At 44.5% G+C, this 21,677-nt stretch carries 21 protein-coding genes; 5 read left to right on the top strand and 16 right to left on the bottom strand.

Annotated features, from left to right (window positions below):
- Nucleotides 1–1,262: 1,262 nt before the first annotated feature.
- The 4 genes from M3636_RS24790 to yyaC all read right to left on the bottom strand — a co-directional run bounded on the left by M3636_RS24790 (nt 1,263) and on the right by yyaC (nt 5,036).
- The gene (locus M3636_RS24790) at nt 1,263–2,492 is read right to left on the bottom strand and encodes a class I SAM-dependent methyltransferase (protein WP_440131382.1); all 1,230 of its coding nucleotides are present in this window, start codon (nt 2,490–2,492) and stop codon (nt 1,263–1,265) included.
- Between the two features lie 95 nt (nt 2,493–2,587).
- Nucleotides 2,588–3,292 (bottom strand): DUF6483 family protein, encoded by a 705-nt coding sequence (locus M3636_RS24795; RefSeq protein ID WP_251384345.1) that lies wholly within the window; start codon nt 3,290–3,292, stop codon nt 2,588–2,590.
- A 302-nt stretch (nt 3,293–3,594) separates the two neighbouring features.
- The gene (locus M3636_RS24800) at nt 3,595–4,392 is read right to left on the bottom strand and encodes an alpha/beta fold hydrolase (RefSeq protein ID WP_251384346.1); all 798 of its coding nucleotides are present in this window, start codon (nt 4,390–4,392) and stop codon (nt 3,595–3,597) included.
- Between the two features lie 86 nt (nt 4,393–4,478).
- Nucleotides 4,479–5,036: a spore protease YyaC gene (gene yyaC / locus M3636_RS24805; RefSeq protein ID WP_251384347.1), complete on the bottom strand. Its 558-nt coding sequence runs from the start codon at nt 5,034–5,036 to the stop codon at nt 4,479–4,481.
- A 155-nt stretch (nt 5,037–5,191) separates the two neighbouring features.
- On the opposite strand from yyaC, the gene M3636_RS24810 reads away from it, so the two are divergent.
- Nucleotides 5,192–5,413 (top strand): DUF1128 domain-containing protein, encoded by a 222-nt coding sequence (locus M3636_RS24810; protein ID WP_056693416.1) that lies wholly within the window; start codon nt 5,192–5,194, stop codon nt 5,411–5,413.
- A gap of 234 nt (nt 5,414–5,647) precedes the next feature.
- Here the strand turns inward: M3636_RS24810 and M3636_RS24815 are convergent, their stop codons facing one another.
- Together M3636_RS24815 and M3636_RS24820 are read right to left on the bottom strand one after the other, a co-directional pair.
- Entirely contained in the window at nt 5,648–6,373 is a 726-nt protein-coding gene (locus tag M3636_RS24815; RefSeq protein ID WP_251384349.1) for a pirin family protein, read from the bottom strand.
- A 150-nt stretch (nt 6,374–6,523) separates the two neighbouring features.
- Entirely contained in the window at nt 6,524–7,543 is a 1,020-nt protein-coding gene (locus M3636_RS24820; protein WP_251384350.1) for an asparaginase, read from the bottom strand.
- A 177-nt stretch (nt 7,544–7,720) separates the two neighbouring features.
- Here M3636_RS24820 and M3636_RS24825 point away from each other — a divergent pair, with 177 nt between their 5' ends.
- The 4 genes from M3636_RS24825 (at nt 7,721) to M3636_RS24840 (ending at nt 9,737) form a co-directional block, all read left to right on the top strand.
- Nucleotides 7,721–8,419 (top strand): phosphatase PAP2 family protein, encoded by a 699-nt coding sequence (locus tag M3636_RS24825; protein WP_251384352.1) that lies wholly within the window; start codon nt 7,721–7,723, stop codon nt 8,417–8,419.
- 146 nt (nt 8,420–8,565) lie between these two features.
- On the top strand, nt 8,566–8,823 hold the full coding sequence (locus M3636_RS24830) for a GlsB/YeaQ/YmgE family stress response membrane protein (RefSeq protein ID WP_056693407.1): 258 nt from the start codon (nt 8,566–8,568) through the stop codon (nt 8,821–8,823).
- Nucleotides 8,824–8,887: 64 nt separating this feature from the next.
- Nucleotides 8,888–9,295 (top strand): YtxH domain-containing protein, encoded by a 408-nt coding sequence (locus M3636_RS24835; protein ID WP_251384354.1) that lies wholly within the window; start codon nt 8,888–8,890, stop codon nt 9,293–9,295.
- Nucleotides 9,296–9,371: 76 nt separating this feature from the next.
- Complete coding sequence (locus M3636_RS24840) at nt 9,372–9,737, top strand: DUF5665 domain-containing protein (RefSeq protein ID WP_440131381.1); 366 nt, start codon at nt 9,372–9,374, stop codon at nt 9,735–9,737.
- A 17-nt stretch (nt 9,738–9,754) separates the two neighbouring features.
- Here the strand turns inward: M3636_RS24840 and M3636_RS24845 are convergent, their stop codons facing one another.
- The 10 genes from M3636_RS24845 to M3636_RS24890 form a co-directional block, all read right to left on the bottom strand.
- Nucleotides 9,755–10,792 (bottom strand): magnesium transporter CorA family protein, encoded by a 1,038-nt coding sequence (locus M3636_RS24845; RefSeq protein WP_251384355.1) that lies wholly within the window; start codon nt 10,790–10,792, stop codon nt 9,755–9,757.
- 135 nt (nt 10,793–10,927) lie between these two features.
- On the bottom strand, nt 10,928–11,701 hold the full coding sequence (locus tag M3636_RS24850) for a sigma-70 family RNA polymerase sigma factor (RefSeq protein ID WP_056693399.1): 774 nt from the start codon (nt 11,699–11,701) through the stop codon (nt 10,928–10,930).
- A complete protein-coding gene (gene rsbW / locus M3636_RS24855) occupies nt 11,698–12,150 on the bottom strand; it encodes an anti-sigma B factor RsbW (protein WP_128103561.1) in 453 nt (150 codons plus the stop codon). The genes M3636_RS24850 and rsbW overlap by 4 nt, the downstream gene beginning before the upstream one ends.
- A gap of 18 nt (nt 12,151–12,168) precedes the next feature.
- The gene (locus M3636_RS24860) at nt 12,169–12,507 is read right to left on the bottom strand and encodes an STAS domain-containing protein (RefSeq protein WP_128103562.1); all 339 of its coding nucleotides are present in this window, start codon (nt 12,505–12,507) and stop codon (nt 12,169–12,171) included.
- A gap of 84 nt (nt 12,508–12,591) precedes the next feature.
- Nucleotides 12,592–14,265: a response regulator gene (locus M3636_RS24865; RefSeq protein ID WP_128103563.1), complete on the bottom strand. Its 1,674-nt coding sequence runs from the start codon at nt 14,263–14,265 to the stop codon at nt 12,592–12,594.
- 15 nt (nt 14,266–14,280) lie between these two features.
- Complete coding sequence (locus M3636_RS24870; protein WP_251384357.1) at nt 14,281–15,153, bottom strand: CheR family methyltransferase; 873 nt, start codon at nt 15,151–15,153, stop codon at nt 14,281–14,283.
- A 256-nt stretch (nt 15,154–15,409) separates the two neighbouring features.
- On the bottom strand, nt 15,410–19,129 hold the full coding sequence (locus M3636_RS24875) for a response regulator (RefSeq protein ID WP_251384358.1): 3,720 nt from the start codon (nt 19,127–19,129) through the stop codon (nt 15,410–15,412).
- On the bottom strand, nt 19,126–20,295 hold the full coding sequence (locus M3636_RS24880) for a PP2C family protein-serine/threonine phosphatase (protein WP_128103566.1): 1,170 nt from the start codon (nt 20,293–20,295) through the stop codon (nt 19,126–19,128). The genes M3636_RS24875 and M3636_RS24880 overlap by 4 nt, the downstream gene beginning before the upstream one ends.
- 336 nt (nt 20,296–20,631) lie before the next feature.
- Nucleotides 20,632–20,976 (bottom strand): YflT domain-containing protein, encoded by a 345-nt coding sequence (locus tag M3636_RS24885; protein WP_056693378.1) that lies wholly within the window; start codon nt 20,974–20,976, stop codon nt 20,632–20,634.
- A 94-nt stretch (nt 20,977–21,070) separates the two neighbouring features.
- Nucleotides 21,071–21,604: a hypothetical protein gene (locus M3636_RS24890; RefSeq protein ID WP_128103567.1), complete on the bottom strand. Its 534-nt coding sequence runs from the start codon at nt 21,602–21,604 to the stop codon at nt 21,071–21,073.
- Nucleotides 21,605–21,677: the final 73 nt, after the last annotated feature.

Here is a 21,677-nt window from a genome sequence, read left to right on the forward strand (position 1 = left end):
GTCGCCAGCCGATGACGCGCGCGGCGGCGCCTAGCCGCTCCAATGTGTACATGCCAACTACGGCACCGTACGCATTGGGGTATTGCAGCAATCCGCCGAGCCGTGCTCCGGCAGAGCTAATCTCAGGGTCGGCTGTTCGCATGACCCCAAAAGGCAGCGGTATGACACCACACACGGTTAAGATGCCGCTCAACACTAGCACGCCGCCTGTAATCTGCCAGCCGAGATTAAACCATCCTGCTCCTTGCGGGAGCCAAGCCAATATTGCTACCAACAGAGCAAAAATGGCTAGCAAGCTCCACCGGAGCATTTCATCTAAACTGCCCTGTGTACTGTGTGAGCCGATTAACGCATGCATGGCAAACCCTACCATCATACCTAGCGGCCACATCGTCGACGAAAAACATCTCAAGAAAGATAACTGTATTGACTTATCCTCTGGTCGGGTCAGATCTAATCCATTTATGCTCAGCAAACCTCGTTTAGAATTCGTTTGATCTGCATGATACAACAAGAAGATGAAAATGAAGAGGAATGCGAGTAGTGCCCCTGCACAAGCCATCAAAAGAGTTTCATAGACATCAGTAGCATAAAACAATCCCTGGCGTAGAGATGCCATCCACAAAAGCATACAAACGAGCAACCCCAATGCTGCGGTTAAGCATGATTCCAGCGAATTTCTCCCTTTTCGTTTGGACGTATCCCTCTTTGCCAACACATGACACCTCCTACCTGTAGTGCTTAAACCCTTTTAGAGGTTGTTCAAAAAGTCCTCTTTTGATTACGAAGGATGCGCGAGCGGCATCTCAGCGTCGAAGATGGAATTCAGCCGAAATGTCCGTTGCTCACGTAGGTTTGCCTACGCTCCGCTACTCCATTTCTATCTTCATCCCATCTTCTCGGTACTGAAAACCGACCTTTTTGAACACGCACTTTTATTGAGTCGTGAGATCCTCTATGTCAAACTGCCTTATATAAGCAATCTACGTGACGTAGCAATTCCGATACACTTCCATAAGCTTTCCATTCTCATTATCAGTATGGTCAGGATGTTTATGAAACATAAACGAGCATATCCACGTTTCATCATTCGACTCTATCCATTCGTTTGTTAAACTCTAACAATTTGATGCTGACGATCTCATCCACCCAATGAGTCACTGCACTGAAAGCACAAAAAAGGTCAACCAACAATTACTGACTGACCTGAAAACACAAAAAAGCCAGCCAGAACAATTCTGGCTGACCTCCACAAATATTCATTAACAGTCCTTACAATCACTTGAAGAAGGCGTACCCTCATCTGTACCAGATGCTTCCCGAGAAGCGCCTCCTGGCAACAGGTCTGCACAAGCTCGTTCCAGATACGGATCGGCATGAATGAAATCACGGAACGCTGTGTATTCATCCCACAACTGCTTCGTTGGACCTGCTTGGCCCCGTACAGCTCGTATGAGAATGTTTTTGGGCGTATGCTCCATATCGATAAATTCGAGCAACTGCGTTTTGTATCCCATTAGATCGAGCAACTTAGCACGAATGGCATCTGTCGCGAGCGCGGAGAAGCGCTCTTTGAGAATACCATGGGATAACAACGGATTCATAACCGTAGACTCGATCTGGTCAAACAGTTCATGCTGACAGCATGGAACCGATAAAATAACGGAGGCTCCCCAACGGACTGCCTTTTCCAGTGCAGCATCTGTCGCCGTATCGCAGGCATGTAGTGTTACAACCATATCTACTGCATTCAGCTCATCATAGTCTGCAATGTCTCCAACCAAGAACTTAAGATCACCATAATGCAGCTTGTTCGCTAGATCGTTACAATGTTCAATGACATCCGCTTTCAGATCCAGACCTATAACTTTCAAGGATCTGCGTTGCTGTACGGACAGGTAGTGATACAGAGCAAAGGTCAGATACGATTTACCACAGCCAAAATCAACAATGGTCAGCGGGCGACCTTCAGGCAGGTGGGGAATTACATCCTGCACCATCTCAAGGAAACGATTGATCTGTCTAAACTTATCGTATTTACGAGCGAGTACCCTACCTTCTTCATTCATAATTCCTAATTCAACTAAGAAGGAAACGGGTACTCCATCCTCCAGCACATATTGCTTCTTCCGATTGTGGGACAGATCCACAGCCGTTTTGGATGCAGATTTGGTTAGAATCGACACTTTATATTTTTTGCTGATCAAAATCTGATAGTCTGCTTCTGTAGTACAGAGCAGCCCTTGACGAAACGTCTCTTCGGCCAGTTCAGTCATGCGTTCAGTCGCTTCAGCCGGAGTCAAATTCTCATGCAACACTTTGTTGTTATAATGAAATGCGAATTGATAATGCAACTGATTTTTGAGCGTTACCGGCTTGACTTGCACTTTCGTATACGAGACATTGTCCCGTCTGCGCAGCTGGCTCCAGGTCGCCGTAATCAGCGAGTTCTGTTCAAAGATGTCTTGTATAAGCTTTCGCAATGAATCCACGGGGGTACATCTCACTTTCGATTTGGTTTGGTCAACCGTTACCATACCACAATTCCGTCCCCGCTCCAAGCAAGGACATCTAACAAGCTGTGTTCCTATCCGTTCGCCACTTCCCGATGTAACTGAGCAAGCCCCTCTTCCACTTCCTCACGAGGGAGTCCTCCCGCCGCAAGCTTGGTATCTTCAAGTTCACTTAGCCGTTCATAGAATGCCTGCACTTCATGACGATAATTCACAGGGTGCTCCTCACCAACATGTAACAGCCTATACCAGCTGTTCTCCGCCTGGTCATACCTTCCTTGCTGTTCACGGTACAGGGCAAGCTGCTTCTCCGTTCGTGCAGGTCGCTCGTATTCTTTCGTTAACTCCAGAATGGACTCGGTACGATCAGACGCATCAAGCAGCTTTGGATTAGCTCCGTTATTTAGTGCATATAGATAAAAATGAAGTGATTTCATTAATCGAATAAGTTTTTCATCCAATGAATGCTGTCGTTCCTCATCATCTATGCCTTCAACCCTCGCTTTTTCACCATATATATAAGCTTCCTCTTCAAGTAGGCGTGCCGCTTGCTGTAAGTTATCGACTTCAATCATGCCACGAAAACGGAATAACTCGATAACATCCTCTGAAGGCAATGAATTCAGCAAAGATGAATTCAAGCCAAAATTTCTGCGCAAAAGCTCATCCAGTTCAGACAGTGCCTCGGCATGTTTCCGCTGTTGCTTCAATGTAAACACTTTGCCGATCGCTTCAGTCATTTCCTCCATCATACGGAGCAGGTAGTCCTTTCTAAACATCCAGTATGCCCCCCCCTTAACGTTCGCTTGTCGATTCAAACCTCGGCCTAGCAGTCTATAAGTACGTGTTCAAAAAGGACGGACTTTTGAACAACCTCTATGAACATTATTTTAATGCATGTACTATCAAAAAGCCAAAGTACGTAGTTCCAACGTCCCCTCAACATAAGAACCCCCCTGCCTTCCCGAATAGGGAATTTGGCAGAGGGTTGATATGTGAATCATAGTAGTTGTTAAATAATTAGACAGATCATCACTTCAAGCTGTCAATGAAGCTAAGCAATCTTCCTCAGTTCCATGCGTTATTTCGATGAAGACAATCCATCCATGAATTGCTTAATCACCTGAATTAACTTTTCTGGTGCCTCATACATGCTCATATGACCAACCCCAGGGATTACCGCTTGTACGATATGTGGCTTATCACTTGTGAAAGTGCGTTCTGGTGGAATAACAGCATCCTTCTCTCCCGCAACCAACAATACAGGTAATGGTGTGGCTGACAATACATCACGACGATCTGGACGTTCACGCATAGCGAGCGCGGCGCCAGCAGCTCCTTGTGGTGCTGTCTGATACCCGATTTCCTTCACACGTGTAACCTGTGCCGACATGGACTCTACATGCTCTGGAGCAAATAACGCGGGAACCAAGCCATCCACGAATTTCACGATTCCCTCTGTCTGTATCGTTGACACAGCACGAAGTCGTTTTTCTTTCCCCTCTTCGCTATCCGGATAAGCCGTAGAATGAATCAAGCCAAAGGCATGAAGACGTTCCGGATGTCGCTGAGCAATAGACAAAGCAATGTAACCTCCCATGGAGTGACCCAGCAGGGTTGCCTTTTCTACTTTTAACTCATCCATTAATTGCAACACATCATTGCCCATCTGATCAATCGTATAACTACCTACAGGGGCATCTGTTTTCCCGTGTCCACGCAGATCAGGTACGATACAGCGGTAGCTCCGTGCAAGCTCGGGGACAACTTCATCCCAATAAGAGGAACTGCCACAGTATCCGTGGAGTAAGATCAACGTATCTCCTTGACCTTGCTCAGCATAACAAATTGTCGTTCCATCACACATCACTTTTTCCATATGTATCCCTCTCTCTACACATAATAAATGCACTTGCGTTCATTGTAATGAATCTGGTTCAGGTTGTATATTATTAAGCATTCCCATCAGGAATGAAACGTTTGGCCCGAAACTGCTGCTTGCAACACGGCTTCTGCGATCATCTGGGACATGTTCATCACCTGGTGAAGAGACGTCATTTGCAACACCGTATATGGTCTTGGCCCGTTCGCATTCACCACAGCGGCTACACTATAATGTCCAACAGACGGCAGATTGCCCCCTACGGATTCTGCTGGGGTCAAGGCTTGATTGAAAAGGTAAAAGTCGCCCACCGCAGCCTTCGGCCCAAGACATGCATCAATGGCTATGATGACATGATGTGGTGGGATGCATGCTAGCTTCTGCTGTAGCGTGTCTGCATCACAAGGATATGGCATTGTTCCTATAACATGCCCCGCCCCTTTTCCCTCTAACAAACTTCCTGTTAATGGCCCAAGTGCATCACCTGTGGAACGATCCGTACCAATACATACAAAGGTAATCTCATCTGGCGAGTGAAGCTGATATATGTTGTGAAAAAACAAAGCCAGCTCTTCTCCCTGCACACTTCTGCGGGTTTCTCGATTCTGTTTGCGGACCAATTCCCGCTTATATGCTGCCAAAACCATTTCCTCCTTCACACATCGCTTGCATGTGGACTGTTATTGTATCCATCATTTTACCTGATGCCTTCTTTTCCCGCAAAAGCATTCGCCTGAGCCTGTCCAATCATGATACAATGACAACAGTTTCCGATAGGGAAGGGATGGGCATAACGATGGATTTAACACAAGCAAGCACTGCCAACATGGAATATATGATTGAGGCAATCAAAACCAAATTGCGGATGGCGAGTGGAGCAGCAATGCAAGGATCGTCTTTTCCACTGGAAAAGTATGAAGACCTACACGATCTGTATGAGATGGTCATGGGAAAAGAACACTTGAGCATCTCTGAGGTTGAAGCCGTAGCTTCTGAACTTGGTAACCTGCGCAAGTAACCTTCTCTACTGTCAGCTTGTCAGACAGTTTGATAACTGACTGAAGCTGATCCTACATCACAGATTGTAGCGAAAGAAGCTGTGCAACAGAAGAGGATCTATTCTCCACATCATTGTGGGAACAGATCCTCTTCTGTTTGTTTATTTTCCAATATTCATATGAACAGGTTATATACAGATTCGTATCATCCTGAACAATAATGTTTACGAACATAATTCTCATGATAGATCATCTTATGGTAGATCAACCAGTACAAATTCAGCAGCTTCGCTACCTGTTCCCGTGATCTGCAGATCACAGCTCTTACGAATTCGTGCCGCATCTCCCGGTTTAAGATCAAAGTTGCCATCCGCGCATTCAATAGAGATATGACCACTGATCAGGAAAAGATGTGTCCGCCTATCTTCATGCTGTGGATACATTAGCTTTTTGCCAGATTCCAATTTGGCCAAATAACATGTAACGTCCTGATGAATCGGCAATGCACCCTCAGTGCCTTCCCCACCTTGCCCTGACACAACAGGGCATAACCGGTTCAGATGATCCTCTGGCTGAAAACGCCGGTTGGTATATGTTGGCTTTACTTTCCGTTCTGAAGGCAAGAACCACATTTGCAGAAAACGTACTGGCTCCTCTGTTGAAGGATTCGTTTCTGAATGCTCCACTCCCGTCCCCGCACTCATAACCTGCACGGTTCCTGGTTCCAGCAATTCTTCTGTTCCCATTGTATCTGTATGCTTCAACGTTCCTGAAATGACATAACTAACAATCTCTAGATCATGATGTGGATGTCGTTTAAAGCCCTCCTGCGGCATCAGCGTGTTGTCATTATGAGCTAACAGGCAGCCAAAATGGGCATTGCTTGGGTCATCATAATCTGCAAAAGAAAAGCTAAACTCACTGTGTATCCAACCGCGATCCGACGTGTGCCTCTCTTCCGATGTCACTACTTTAATCATGTTCATCCACCTCCAAGGGTTAGAGCTGCCAGTATCTCTCCAGCAGTCCTTCGTGTAAACGCATTGTATTGATTCATACCAGTTGGTATGTCATTTTTACCCTTGGTGAGACTATTCTAATCATGTACTTTAGACACGAACTAGTTCAGTTTATACGCTTTTTTCAGTTGATTGTAAAACGAATTCACTCTCTGCACGTCCTACAATTGTGCCAGCATCATTTCGGATATCCGGTGGATATACTTCGCTTAACCTAGTAATTGTTGCTCGGTTCGCATAACCAATCTGCTCCAGAATTGATTGGGCAATCCAAGCCCATTCTTCCTCTGAACCATCAAGGATCTTAAAGGCGATGCCTAATCTTTCTTTTTTGAGCGCAAAACCGAATACGCCTTTAAATCCGCCCTTAGCTACGATGTTGTCGTCTTCTAATAGAACAGAATCCACGCGATGAGTTCCACCAACCATGAGTGGGAATTCGTTCATTGCCGCTGTAATGGTCTCTACCGCACTGCGTGTGGAAGCATCCTCGATCAGATCCGGACAGGCCAATTTCAGATAAGCATTCGATAATGCTGATAAAGGCAACGAAAATACCGGAAAGCCGCAGCCATCCGTCCCAAGTTGAATTTCATGTTGCTCAATCCCGGCCATATAAGCCATTGTCTCCAAAATCTCGCGCTGTACAGGATGTTCTCGCTCAGCGTAACTGCTTAGATCAACTTTCTTCATCTGACTGTAACCAAGGATGCCTAAATGTTTCCCAGAACAGTTATGCAGAATCCGGCGTTTTTCTCCATGACCGCGCAACCATTCGTTTCGACTCTCCTCATTTAGAGGATAACTCGCCGCACAGACTAGACATTCTTCTCCCAGTCCGATTTTGGCAGATAACTGCTCCAATACTTGGATATGAGCTGGTTCCGATCGATGTGAGGATGCCATAATAGCAATCTCTTGAGCAGACAACCCATAGTGAGACGCCATTCCTGCACGAATGCCTGGAATAGCTTGAAACGGTTTGGCTGATGAACGAGTGAACGCTCTAAAATGTGGATTACCCACAGAATAAACCACTTCACCGTGTTCATCCGTAATACTTATGTGACCGTAGTGGGCGCACTCCATCTCGCCAGCACGGTATTCTTTAACTAACAGGGCACTCTCCATGCGAGTTCTCTCCTTTATGCTCCCATTATCATATCTGCTTTGCGTCACGACGCCGCATGGGATATCTTTAATTAGTATAGTACAAAAACTTCATTTTTACAGTTTTTTCGACATATCTTTCGGGTAAAGCATTAACCATATTCATACCTAACTACATCAACGGAGGAGATACTCATCATGCTACGTAACACCCAATCCTCATCAAGCTTTTTGGCTAAACCGAATTCACCGATGCGTGCCCTACTTATTTGGAGCATGGCAGGCATTGCCATGAGTTCTGTCGTTGTATTTCTTCTCGTTGCTCTCGCCTCGATCCTGGGGACGGATGTAATTGTGCAATGGGATCATCAGATCCAACGTTTATTTTATCTGCATTCTGAAACTCGCCTTCAATTGTTTCCCATCATCTCGTTTATTACTGCACTCGGATCCTTCAAAATTTCAGCACTTGCTGCCATAGGTTTCTCGATTCTTTTTTTCCTGCAACGTATTCCCAGGTTCTACTTCTATGGATATGCGTTATTGGGCAGTTTCGCCATCATGTGGGCGCTGAATACTGGATTGAAGGAGATTTTTCAACGAAGCAGACCCGAGCTTGAGCATCTATTGGTTGTTCACGGTTATAGCTTCCCAAGTGGACATGCCATGATATCTATGGGTTTTTACGGCATGCTCTTCGTCATTTGGGCTATTGAACAACAATTGCGGACATCCAGGCCAGGAATTCCTATTTTATGTGGCATCGTATTTGTAACGTTGATTGGTCTAAGTCGAATCATGCTAGGTGTTCATTACCCATCCGATGTTTTCACTGGATTCATGGCGGGGTTAGCATGGATTTTCTGCATGATTCCTGCTATTAGACAGCGGAGCTAAGAGCGTGTCCAAGATACATCACATATAAATTTCCAACTCTCTAACGACAAGTTTAACTGTTTCACCTCGAAGCACCGCGTTTATATACGAAGTAAGCAAACGCGAACAGACAACATCCTACATCAAGTTTAAAGGAGGCGGTTGTTATGTGGGGCATTATTATCAGCATAATCATGGCGGTCATTATTGGTTTGATCGGAGATGCACTTGCCGGTCACAACATGCCCGGAGGTATCATCGGCGCAATGATTGCCGGATTTGCAGGAGCCTGGTTAGGGGCACTTTTGCTTGGTAACTGGGGACCAGTTATCGGTAACTTTGCAGTAATTCCTGCCATCATTGGTACAGCGCTCTTTGTGTTCTTGCTGGGGCTTGTGTCCAGACTGTTCAGACAGGCTGCCTGATCGGTCAACAAGGTGTTCGTTGTTTCGTTAGCCGTTTCTTAATTTAAAGAAGGAGTGATTAAACATGAATAAAGCAGAAGAACAATATCCTGTACAGACGGGTTCTACTTTCGCAAAAGGTATTTTCATCGGAGGTTTGTTAGGTGCAGCAGCAGCATTGCTCTTTGCTCCTAAACCAGGACGTGAACTGCGTGGTGACCTTTCCGAAAAAGTAGGTATGGTTACTGATCGTACCAAGGAAGTGGCAAGCGTTGTAGGTGATAAAGCGTCTGAACTAGCCAAAACGGTATCATCTAAAACGTCTGATATTGCAAAAACCGTGAACCAAGGTCGCAATGACGTTATGGATTCCGTTCGCAAAGCTTCGACGGATATTGCTAATGAAACGTCCAAAGCTTCAAGCGAGGTCGCTGTAGCGGCTGAAGAAGCAAAGGATGATGCACGTAAAGAGCTGAATTCAACCAGTCTGTAAGGCTAATTGAATGTAAAATAGCCAGCTGAGTTTAGCTGGCTATTTCTCTTCCCATCTCATTATAGGAGGAATGAACATGAGTAAAGTTACAATTAACGGCAACTCGCCTATATCAGGAGACCCTCCTAGACAGCAATATGATACGTCAGAGCATCCTTTTGAATTACGACATGAGGTGAAAAAGCTCAATACCCGTCTCGATCAAATTGCAGATAGTCTTGAAAAGGCGCAGATTAAGGATATCATCGAGAACTATACCAATCCTAAGAAACGAATCATCACCAATTTCACAGCAGGTATGGCTCGTGGCTTAGGACTGACTGTTGGAACATTTGTAGTACTGGGTCTTCTTGGTTATCTCCTGAGTCAATTTGTGAACATGCCGATTGTTGGACAATACATTGCGGATCTGCTGGGCTACATTGAAGACTACAAAAATTAGGAGAGTGATTTCCTAGCCTATCCTTTCCTAACGGAAGTGGGACGTTTGTTCTCATCAACTGGAGGCTGGGAGGACTTCACTCTTAACAGATCCCCTGTCCAGCCTTTCATCATCATCCAAATGTACATGCCAGACATACTGGCCAGGATTAATGCAATGACCAGAACTACTCCCCAAGTTTTATCAATTAGAGGTAAGTTCTCAAAATTCATTCCCCAGATCGCACCAGCTGCAGTAGCGGGCGTGAACACAGAGGTTACGATGGTAAGTGTCTTCATGATCTCATTGCCTCGCACACCAGATGTTGCATTGTCGATAGATATTAACGTGTCGATTTCCTTCTCATAATGCTGAAAGAGTCGTTCGATTCGTTCAATTCGGTGCTGAAGCTGTCGAAAAAACCGATTATCCTGTATTTCATCCAGGTAAGCTTCCTTGGAGGCTGCGATTAACTCCGAAAAAGGAATAAACAGATTGCTCCAATACAGCAGTTCATAACGAGATACGAGGATCTGATCCATCAGTGTGCGTGCATTGCGTGATTCCATCTTCCGCTCCAGCTCGCGCAGGTTCATCTCAAAATGATCCATTCCGACGTGATAGTAGTGCAAAATTGCTCGAAACAAAACAAACATGCCGTCTTTTGCCTCATCACACTGATTCAGCATGGCAGCACGTTCTCCGGTGTTCATGATGCCTCTTGTATTATTGTCCATGTTGAGCGTAACAAGTGTGCTCTGGTCCACATAAAAAAACATCTGATTTTCTTTTCGTTCGCTATCCTTCTCATTCTTCACTGCATATAATAAAGAACCAAATATAACGGGCTCATCGCCATTCATAAATCGAACAGATAAATAATTGGAATGCACTTCAGGAATTTTGCGAAGCCAATATTGCATTTCAGGGAATGATTCCATCAGCTCTTGTAAAACCTCATCCATATCCTGCTTGTCTGGTGCTACCCAGTCCCACCATTGCCACTTATTCGAGAAAGACAATTGATCTCGTCTAACTTGCAAATCGACCTCATCCACGAGTTCTAATTCCTCCAATCCAGCATACGTTCATCCTATTACATACAGCACTCCCATCACTCACTAATCCATTCAAAAAAGGACACGTATGCATTCCAGTGGAATCACGTGTCCTTCATTATGCCGAGCTCAACTTCATCAAAAAATTACATCTCATAGCATCGAAGCATTTGACATAATCTGTTTTAATTTCTCGGTTGCTCGCTTCTGAATCCGGGATACACTCATTTGAGATACACCCAATTTCTGCGCGATCGCCCGCTGAGACTGACCATCTTGGAACGCCAAGATGAGCACTTTCTGCTCTTGTTCCTTCAACTGTCCTAATGCCTGCTGTAGATCCATCCGCTTTTCAACCGAATCAAAGTCATTGACATCCGCACTAATAAGTTCACCTAATGTCGCCGCACTCTCATCTTGTGATAGCGGGGAGTCTAGGGAAACATAATGGTAACACTCACGGCCAGCCAATACTTCAATGGTTTCCTCTGGGGTAAGGTCAAGATAATGTGCAATTTCGTCTACACTAGGTGAACGTTCCAGTTTCACGGTTAGTTCATCGATAGCATGCTGAACGAGAGCACCCTTTTCCTTAATCCGTCTAGGTACTTGAATGTACCAAGATTTGTCTCGAAGGTAGTTTTTCATATGACCGATCATACTCTTCATCGCGTAAGGCTCGAAAGGAATCCCTAGGTTAATATCGTATTGCTGGAGCAATCGAATCAACGCCATCTGTCCTGTCTGATATAAATCCTCATACAGATCGGGACGATTTCGGGCAATCTTGCCTGCTGCCATTTTTACCATCGGTTCATATTTGCGGATAAGAACAGTAGCAATTTCGTTATCCTTGGTCTGCTGGTATTCCCAGATCAAACCTACAGCTTCAGACATGGACTCTGGGGGAGTCACTTTTTCATTCATACTTTCTCCTCACTTCTTGCAAGACGTTTAACGAGTACTACTTTCGTACCTTTGCCCGTCTCACTCTCCACACTGACATCATCCATCAACGCTTGCATCAGATAGAACCCAAGTCCACCGATCTGAGCATCTGACAGTTCCTTGTCATGCAGGCCAGCACGTGTTGCTGCCGGGTTGATGTGGTCAAAGCTTGCACCTTCGTCTTTTACTGTAATCGCGAGCGTTTCGCCATCCACCTCAAATACAACTTCAACCATGCCGCCTTCGTGGGAGTAGGCATACAGTACAGAATTGTTACAAGCTTCGGATACAGCCACTTTCATATCCTCAATATCTTCATAAGAGAATCCCATTTTGGATGCTACCCCATAAAGATTAAGTCTTACGATATCCACATAATCAGCTGTTGCCGGTAAGTTAAGGGTAATTCTTTCAACTTCTGCATTCATTCCTTTTTCGATCCTTTCCTATTGGGAATTCTTCTGTGAGACAAAGAATTTGGCAATACCCGTCATATCAAAAAGCTTCTGTATCTGTGCAGGAACTTCTTGTACTTCGAAGCGTGCTTCCATTCCATGTCGTGCCTTCAGAACAGATAACAGGATTCCGATCCCTGTACTGTCGATATACTTGAGGTCCTTCATATTGATAATCAGATCTTGTTCCTTGTTGTCCACAAGCGGCTCCATGACCAAACGGAATTCAGGAGCAACCGACAAATCCAGCTCGCCAGTCAGATACACCGTGCATACGCCTTCGTGTGTCTCGGTCTTTGCGTTGAATTTTTCATTTTTATTTGTATTCATTAGACATCTCTCTCCTGATCAATGGTTTCCTTACTAATAACCCAACTTGAGCCCATGTGAAACAAAACAAATATTGGTAAGTTTTTAATTGGCGTGATTCATGGCTGACGATCTGGGTTTAAACATTTTTCGTTGTTCCTGAAATCGCGATAATTTCTGCTTCACACTGCCCATTTTGACAGGCTTGCTGATATAATCATCCATCCCTGCTGCTGAGCAGCGTTGTTGAATACCATCCATCACATTTGCTGTCATGGCCAAAATAACAGGCTGATGCGTCTGGGGAAGACGTTCACGAATGATTTTGGTACATTCCAGTCCATCCATGACAGGCATCTGCAGATCCATAAATATATAATCGTATTTTGGATGTTCTAGAACCATGTCGAGTGCTTTTTGCCCATCCTCAGCCAGATCTGAGACAAATCCAAGCTTGCTCAGCATGATCGACATCAGCTTTTGATTAATAGGATGATCATCCACAATTAACACTCTTGGCTGATGCTCGTAATTTTTCACATCAGACGGTTGCTCATCACCACCGCCAACCACAAACTCGGTTTCCACATATCGCTGTGCCTGGATCGTAAATACAAACGTAGCTCCGCGCTTCTCCGATGTATCCAGATAGATGTGACCACCCATCATCTCAACGAGAGTACGGCAAATAGCGAGCCCTAGCCCTGTTCCGCCGTATTTGCGTGTCATCGAGGTATCAAGCTGGGAGAATGGCTGGAACAGACGATCCACTTTGTCAGCAGAGATACCAATGCCAGTATCTTTTACGGCAAACTCCAGTGTCATTCTTCCGTCCTTCTCCTCATTGACCGATACGATAAGATAAACCCCGCCATGATCCGTGAATTTTACCGCATTAGCAATCAAATTCATTAATACTTGGCGCAATCTTGCCATGTCTCCATAAACAAGCTGGGGAACGGAAGATTCCAGGAAATAGTCCAGTTCGAGATTTTTTTTCCCTGCTTCCACCGTAAATAAACCTAATACCTCCCGAATGCAAGCAACCAACTCAAACGGATGCTCCTCCAGCTCCATTTTGCCCGATTCCATCTTCGTAAAGTCGAGAATGTCATTAATTACCGTAACTAGAGCATCGGCACTACGACGAACGATGTCCGCATATTCTTTCTGGTCTTCCTTAAGCTCCGTCTCCATCAGTAGGTCAACCATACCGATGACTCCGTTCATCGGTGTACGGATCTCGTGGCTCATCATGGCGAGAAATTCGGTCTTGGCATTGGCTGCAATCTCTGCTTCTTCCTTAGCCTGAATGAGTTGCTGGTTCATCTTCTCCAGTTCCTGCGTTTTTTGATGCAGCAGCATGGTCTGGGTCTTTAATCTTTTATTCGTCATAAACATCTCAACAAATCCCTCAATTTTCGATTTCAAAATCTGAGGAATAAACGGTTTAACCATGTAATCAATAGCTCCGGCTGAATAGCCTGCAAACAAATGCTCGGCTTCCCTGCTGTTTGCAGAGATGAATATGATGGGCACATCCTTAGACTTATCGCGGGCTTTAATTAGCCTTGCAGTCTCAATTCCATCCATTCCAGGCATTTGCACATCAAGCACAATGACCGCAAATTCGTCTTTCAGCAAACAACGAAGTGCCTCTTCACCTGAAGTTGCTTTGACGAGTTTATATCGTTCCGATTCCAGAACCGCTTCCAGAGCAAGCAGGTTCTCGGGGCGGTCATCTACCAACAATATATGGATTGGTTCATTAAGCCCCATGACTTGCCTAACCCCCTATTTTATCTTCCGGTATATTTTTTCCGTCCGGTCTAACGGCTCGTAGGCATCACTGAATTCCGTAAAATGTATCGATTCTTTAGACCCCAGAACTAGGACACCGAAGTGGCTTAAACTTTCATGAAATAACCCGTGCACCTGATTCCGCAGTTCATCATTAAAATAAATCATGACATTGCGGCAGAAGATCACATTAAATTCGTTAAACGAACGATCTGTAGCCAGGTTATGTTCGGCAAAAATAATATTTTTCCGCAGGTAAGGATGAAATATAACGGAATTGTACTTAGCTGTGTAATATTCTGAGAAGGCTCGAGTTCCTCCAGCCTCCAAATAGTTAGTCGTGTATAGTTTCATTTTCTCAATGCCGTATACGCCTTCCTTGGCTTGTTGCAATGAGCGATCATTCATATCTGTCGCGTAAATTCTTGCTTTGTCATACAATCCTTCTTCATGAAGCATAATCGCCATCGAATAGACCTCTTCCCCTGTAGAACAACCCGCATGCCATATTCGGATATAAGGGTAGGTTCGTAACACAGGAATGACCTGTTCTCGGAACGTACGGAATAACGATGGATCCCGAAACATCTCCGTTACAGGAATAGACAGATTCTGCACAAATCGTTCGAAGGCTGAGCGATTATGAAGCACACGCTCCTGCAAAGCAGATATCGTTTTTGCACCTTCTGCATGTGCATAATGCCAAATTCTTCGTTTTAAAGAAGGCAAGGCATAATTTCTAAAATCATATCCATATAGACGGTGCATACCTTCCAACAGCAATTCGATTTCAATCAGTTCGCGCTCTTCATCTTGTGCCAAGCGGTCTGATTCTACCCCCGCCTCGGTAGGTTCCCACGATGTCATAAATTCTCTCCACTCTTCTTTTGTTACTTACGTTTATACAAAATGAACAAACGATGATTACACTTGCCACTCCGATGACAGAACAGCCTTCCGATCGCTGTTATCCCCAGATTTTTCTGATTCCCTTCTCCAAAGGGAAAATCCGGGGATAAAGGCGAACGCTTTGCTTCTCCATGCTATTTCTGTCCTCTTCGTTTCCGTGTAATAATTATTCATTTTATATATCATATTGTCCTTCATTACCCAAACTAGTGGCTTACGAATACAGCCATACACGCATTAATGATAATAATTGATCCGTTTGGATCGGCTTTTTCACATAATCAGATGCGCCAGCCTCAATACACTTGCCACGGTCATCCTTCATTGCCTTCGCCGTTAACGCAATAATCGGCAATTTCTCGAATTTAGGAATCTGTCTGATCCGTGTCATCGCTTCATAACCATCCATCTCTGGCATCATCATATCCATCAATACGAGGTCAATTTCCGGATCTTGTTCCAGAATCTCTATTGCTTCTCGTCCATTCTCAGCAAAGGTAACATCCATGCGATATCCTTCTAATACACTGGAAAGAGCGAATACGTTACGAATATCATCATCGACAAGCAATATTTTCTTACCTTCAAATAACGTTTCTTTGTTGTGCAGCTTCTGCAGAATCCGTCGTTTATCTTCAGGAAGATTCGCTTCTACCCTATGCAGGAACAAGGTGGTCTCATCCAACAAACGTTCTGGAGATTTCACATCCTTGATAATGATGGATTCCGCATATTTACGAAGCTTCGTCTCTTCCTTACTATCAAGCTCTTTTCCTGTATAAATAATAATAGGCAGATCACTCAAATATTCGTCATCCCTAATCTGATCCAATAGCTCGAATCCGGTCATGTCGGTCAGCATTAGGTCAAGCACCATGCAGTCATACCGCTGGCTATGCAGCTCGGTTAAAGCTTCTTGTCCTGTGGAGACGGCTGTTATTGCCACATCATCATGACCTATCAATTCAATAATGGCTTTACGCTGAGTTTCGTCATCCTCCACAATCAACAAACGCTTCAATTGGTTCTCTGTATAGGATTCGATATGTGAGAAAGCTTTATCCAACGATTCTTTGCTGGAAGGCTTCTTCAGGTAGGCTATCGCACCCATCATCAACCCTTGCTTCATGTCATCAATGACTGAAATAACATGTACCGGGATATGACGAGTAGTCGAGCTGCTTTTCAGTTCACCCAAAATCGCCCAGCCATCCATCACAGGTAATTGGATATCCAAAATGATCGCGTCAGGCAAATATTCACGAGCCATTTCAAGCCCCTTATCTCCTTGCAGCGCTACAATCGCTTTGAAGCCTCTTCCTCTCGCCATATCCATCAAGATATGGGCAAACTTCACGTCATCTTCGATAATCAAGAGAACTTTGTCACCTTCTGCAATTTCACCTTGATCATCCTCTACCGTTGTTGATGCTGTAGCCTCTGGTGCTGACAGTTCAATAAGTGCATTGCTGTCAGGATCTGGCGTGATGACAGTCTGTCTGCTTGAACGCATCATTCGAGCTTCTCTTTGTCTAGTAGGCATTTCAGAAGTAACAGCTGCCTCAGCGAGTGACTCCTCTAAGGGAGCTTCATCTTCGTGATTATCAGGTAAATACAATGTAAACGCACTACCTACACCCTCAGAAGATTCTACCTGAATGGCTCCACCGAGCAGGCGAGCAAGTTCACGGCTGATGGATAATCCTAGTCCCGTGCCTCCATACTTACGACTCGTTGTACCATCCACCTGCTGGAAAGCTTCGAAGATCAGATCTGTCTTATCGGATGGAATTCCGATCCCTGTATCCTTCACAGTAAATCCTACGTATTCCTGATTATTGTTCAGGTACCCTGGAAGTTCTTCTGGGGCAATTTTACGTCCAATAATACTTACAGATCCCCGGTTCGTAAATTTAAAGGCATTCGACAGCAAGTTACGAAGAATTTGTTTCACACGATGGCTGTCTGTATATACCCAATCTGGCAGATTACTGTCGAAATCAATATGGAGATCAAGCTCTTTTTTGTTCGCCATGGCGCCAAAATTCTGTTCGACAAATTGAGTCAACTCTTCCATTCGAACGGTCTCATAGTTGATATCCATTTTACCTGCGTCTACTTTTGACAAATCTAAGATTTCATCAATCATTTTCAGTAGATCTGCACCGGACATATAGATCGTTTGAGCGTACTCTTGTTGTTTCGTACTTAAATTTCCATCCTTATTCTCAGACAATAACTGAGAGAGAATCAGTAGGCTGTTCAGCGGTGTACGTAATTCATGCGACATATTAGCCAAAAACTCTGATTTGTATTTGCTTGTCATCGACAACTGCATAGCTTGCTGTTCCAACTGCGTTTTGGTTTTCTCAATCTCGTCGTTCTTCTCTTCGACTTCACGCACCTGTTCTTCAAGAGCACGCGTCTTCGCAATCAACTCGGTATTAAAATGCTCAAGCTCCTCCTGTTGTCGCTGCAGTAACTCCTCAGAACGTTTGAGTGCGCCAGTCTGTTCCTCTAAGTTTTCATTAGAGCGTCGCAATTCTTCCTGCTGTGTCTGGAGTTCCTCGGATTGCACTTGGAGTTCCTCCGTGAGAGCCTGAGATTCACGCAATAATTCTTCCACACGCAAACGACGGCGAACGTTGTTAAGGATGACACCCAAATTCATAATCAACTGAGAGAACAATTGTTTATGCAGATCGGTAAACCCATCAAATGAAGCCAGTTCAACTACACCAATAAGTTCATCCTCGAAAACAACGGGATAGATCATAATGCTGGTAGCTCGCGATGATCCCGATGCGGAACCGATATGCACATAATCCTCCGGTGTATTCTCTACAACAATCGGATTCATATCCAGAGCAGCCTGACCGATCAACCCTTCTCCGATCCGGTAAACTTCTTTACCGACACTCCCATTCTCTTCAAAAGCATAGGCTCCATATCTTCTTAATTCATCTGGATGTTTCTCCTCATCCACTAAATAAACGACACCTAGTTGTGCACCAAGCACAGGCGTAAATTCACTAATGAACATTTGCGAAATCTGGCGAATCGAACCGATCCCTCTCAACAATTCGGGAACTCTTGCAATATTAGAACTCATCCAATTCTGATCCTGCTGTGCTTGCACATAAGCTTTTTCGATTTCCATCTTCTCTTCTAAGTCACCCGATACTTCTTTGAACACTGTCGCGATCTGACCAATCTCATCTGTCGACTTGATTTTAATCCGTCGAATGGTTCGATATCGTCCCTGGCCAAAGCTTGTAATCATCATGGATACCGTGTTCAGACCACGAGTAATGCTTGGCAGTACCCACATGATGACACCTAATGCCATTAACACCCCAGCGATCATAATGCCAAATGTGATCTGCACAGCTCGTGTATAAGCTTCATTGGCCGAAGTTATTTCTGTATCAATCTCCTGATCCTGATAGCGTGAAAGAGCATTGAGGCTATCTACCGCCTCTTTCTGAACAGCGAGCCCCGTCGAATTACGGTAGTTATTCGCATCCTCTACACGCCCCTGCGACATCAGGCTGAGCTGCCTCGTACCATAAGCTGCATAAGCATCCCAAGCCGTATTGACTCGGTCAACTAACTGATGCTCAGACGCACTGTCGGCTCGCTCACGCACCTCTGTGAGATATCCCTTGGCTTTGTCCATCATTTCCTTGAGTTCACCGTCAGCCGCGCTAATCGAATTGGTCGGGTTGAGCAACAAGTTAGCCAGCACTTTGGCCATATCGTTCACTTCTCCGCGTACAGCCGACGTAAATCTCACCTTCATATAACGCTCCTGATACATCTGATCCAATTGCTGATTACTGTTGTTTAGCCGCTCATAACTTATAAATGTAAGAACAATTAAGATTGCCATCAGAGCGGTAAAACCTATCAGCAGTTTGTTCCTGATTTTCACTCCGCTTCCGCCCCTTCACTTAACGTGATCCATACCAGACATTTATCGTCATCCCGCTCCTGAGGAATTTCGTCATCAAAGAACAAGGTTTGCATCAAAGGCTCGTTCCACCCATGTGGACCTTTCAACTGCTCCTTGAGAAATTCAATTTGTTCCTCCTGATCTCCTGGGACAGCTTCCGTTAATCCATCTGTGTATAGGGCAATATGACCTTCACCCTCATAATGAATCGTCTGAGGTTCAATATCCATTTTATCGAACAGACCTACTGGGCAGCACACGCTGTCAAATGTTGTGATCGAACCATCTTCACGGAAAAATAAAGCCGGTGGATGCCCTGCGTTAACATAGTCGATCCGCTTCTTCCGCGTATCAACGACTAGGTAGATCGCAGTGAAATAATACTGTACCAATTGTTTGCCTAGATGAAGCTGATTGAATCGCCGATTCAGCTCCTGAACTACCTTCTCTGGATCTACATACGTTGTCACCGTGTCCTTCAATACGGAGGCGATAAACATCGTAAATAATGAAGAAGAAATACCGTGACCCATCATATCCAGCAGTATTACACCATAGCGCCCTTCACCTAGGGGATACCACGAATACAGATCACCTGCTAGTTCGAAGGATGGTTTATAGATGGCATTCACATGAAATAAAGGATCTTCAATCGCTGGGCTAAGTACAGCGTTCTGAACCATGGCCGCAAGCTTAAGCTCATCCTGGATACGTTGATCGCGCTCCTTATGCCAATCCTTCTCCTGCTTCAGACGCAGTGCCAACCTAATGCGAGCCATCAGTTCCACTTTGTTAATTGGCTTCGTTACATAATCGGAGGCACCGGCATCTAGCGCTTCCGCCAGCTTTTTGGAATCCCCAATAGCCGTAACCATAATGATCGGAATGTCCTTGAGATTCTCAAACTTTTGCACGATGCTACAAGCTTCGATCCCGTCCATTTCAGGCATCATCATATCTAGCAAAATAAGGTCAATATCCGACGGTCTCGGACGAAGTTCATCACTTTCTCCACCTATTCCGAGGATTTCAAACATCTCCATCGCAGAACTAGCGGTTACAATGTCACGATAGTTCTCTTTTTTCAGAATTTCTCGAATGATAATGACATTCGTCGGATTGTCGTCAACAATAAGTATTTTCATTTCTATCTCCTTATCTGTGGCGTTCCGGGTTTGTCGATTCGTTGGTTTTTGTAATAACATGTAACAACCCTAATGTTACATTTTCTGCATTTTACACGACGGTAGACATAATAATTCCTACTATAACTATAAGCGTAAAAATGAAAAACTGCTATCTGTAAATGGCACCATCAGAAGGAAATTCCCCCGCTGGTTACCCTGTTTTTGCCGCGGTTCTGACCCGCTTCCAAACTTGCAAAAACATAGATAAGGAATGGGGAAATCCCCATTCCTTATCTATGTTTTTGATTCAATACGATACATTAGATGATCGTAACCACCGGAAGCTTGTACGCTTCAATCTTTCTTTTTGGCAATCACTAATACTTTACCTTTATCTAATTCACTTTCGTAGAAGTCCGCTTCCGCTTCAGTGAATCCCATTGATACGATTTTGGCTCTGAGCTCATCTCCACGAGAACGGAACAGATTAGCCATGGAATCAAACAATCCCTCTTCCTTGATGCCAATTTCATTCGCATCCGCTGTGTCTGCAATTCGATCCGTGCGATCCTTTTCATGGGCAAGAACGAAGATATGATCAGCAAGGTATCCGGTATTTTGCAGCTCTTTCACTGCTTCTACCGCCTGGACTCCGTTTTCTACCACTTTAGCATAAGCTTGCGCATTGGTTGAATTCATCGTTTCCACTCTCCTCTGATATTCTTCTTTCTCAAGCTACTTTTAATATATAACCATAGCATTTAGGGATGAAACGCTTTATGTTTTTTTGTCCCTAGGACAAGTTTGCATCAAATAGGTCGATCCCCTCAATTTCATCAGTTCCTGGCTTCAAATAAACTTTCAAAGCCTCATCTCCGCGAAGGTACACCTCTCCATCCTCTGCAATAACATAAGGTTCACCAAGCTCCTCTTGTATGGATCTAAGATCCATCTCTATCCACTCTTGATTCAACTTAAATCGTTCTTGAGAGGCATCAATATGAACATATTGAATCTCTCCAGTATTTTCGCAAAATCCCACTTTCACATCCTGAAAATTAAATTCAGGACATCCTAGATAAGGATCTTCATTTATATCAATCGGTTGGCCCTTTTGATACAACATTTGATGCATGCCGTCATCCAAAGAAATATCATTTAGAGTCCGAAATGCCTCAACTGGTTCGGATCGATCTACAGCCAGACTAACTTCTGGCGTTTTCTCTTCCAATACCGTCCATGGCAGATCATGAGCAGCGGTTGTCGCTGCCGGTTGAACGGAAAAGGGAGAAATTACGCTAAACATTACAAGCAATAGTTTCATCATGATTCTCACCCTTTCATGAAGTTCAGATTCGTCACCGCTCTAAATGACTTCCTTCAAGTTAACCTTATATTGT

The sequence above is a fragment of the Paenibacillus sp. MER 99-2 genome, assembly GCF_023714095.1.
Classification (GTDB): domain Bacteria; phylum Bacillota; class Bacilli; order Paenibacillales; family Paenibacillaceae; genus Paenibacillus.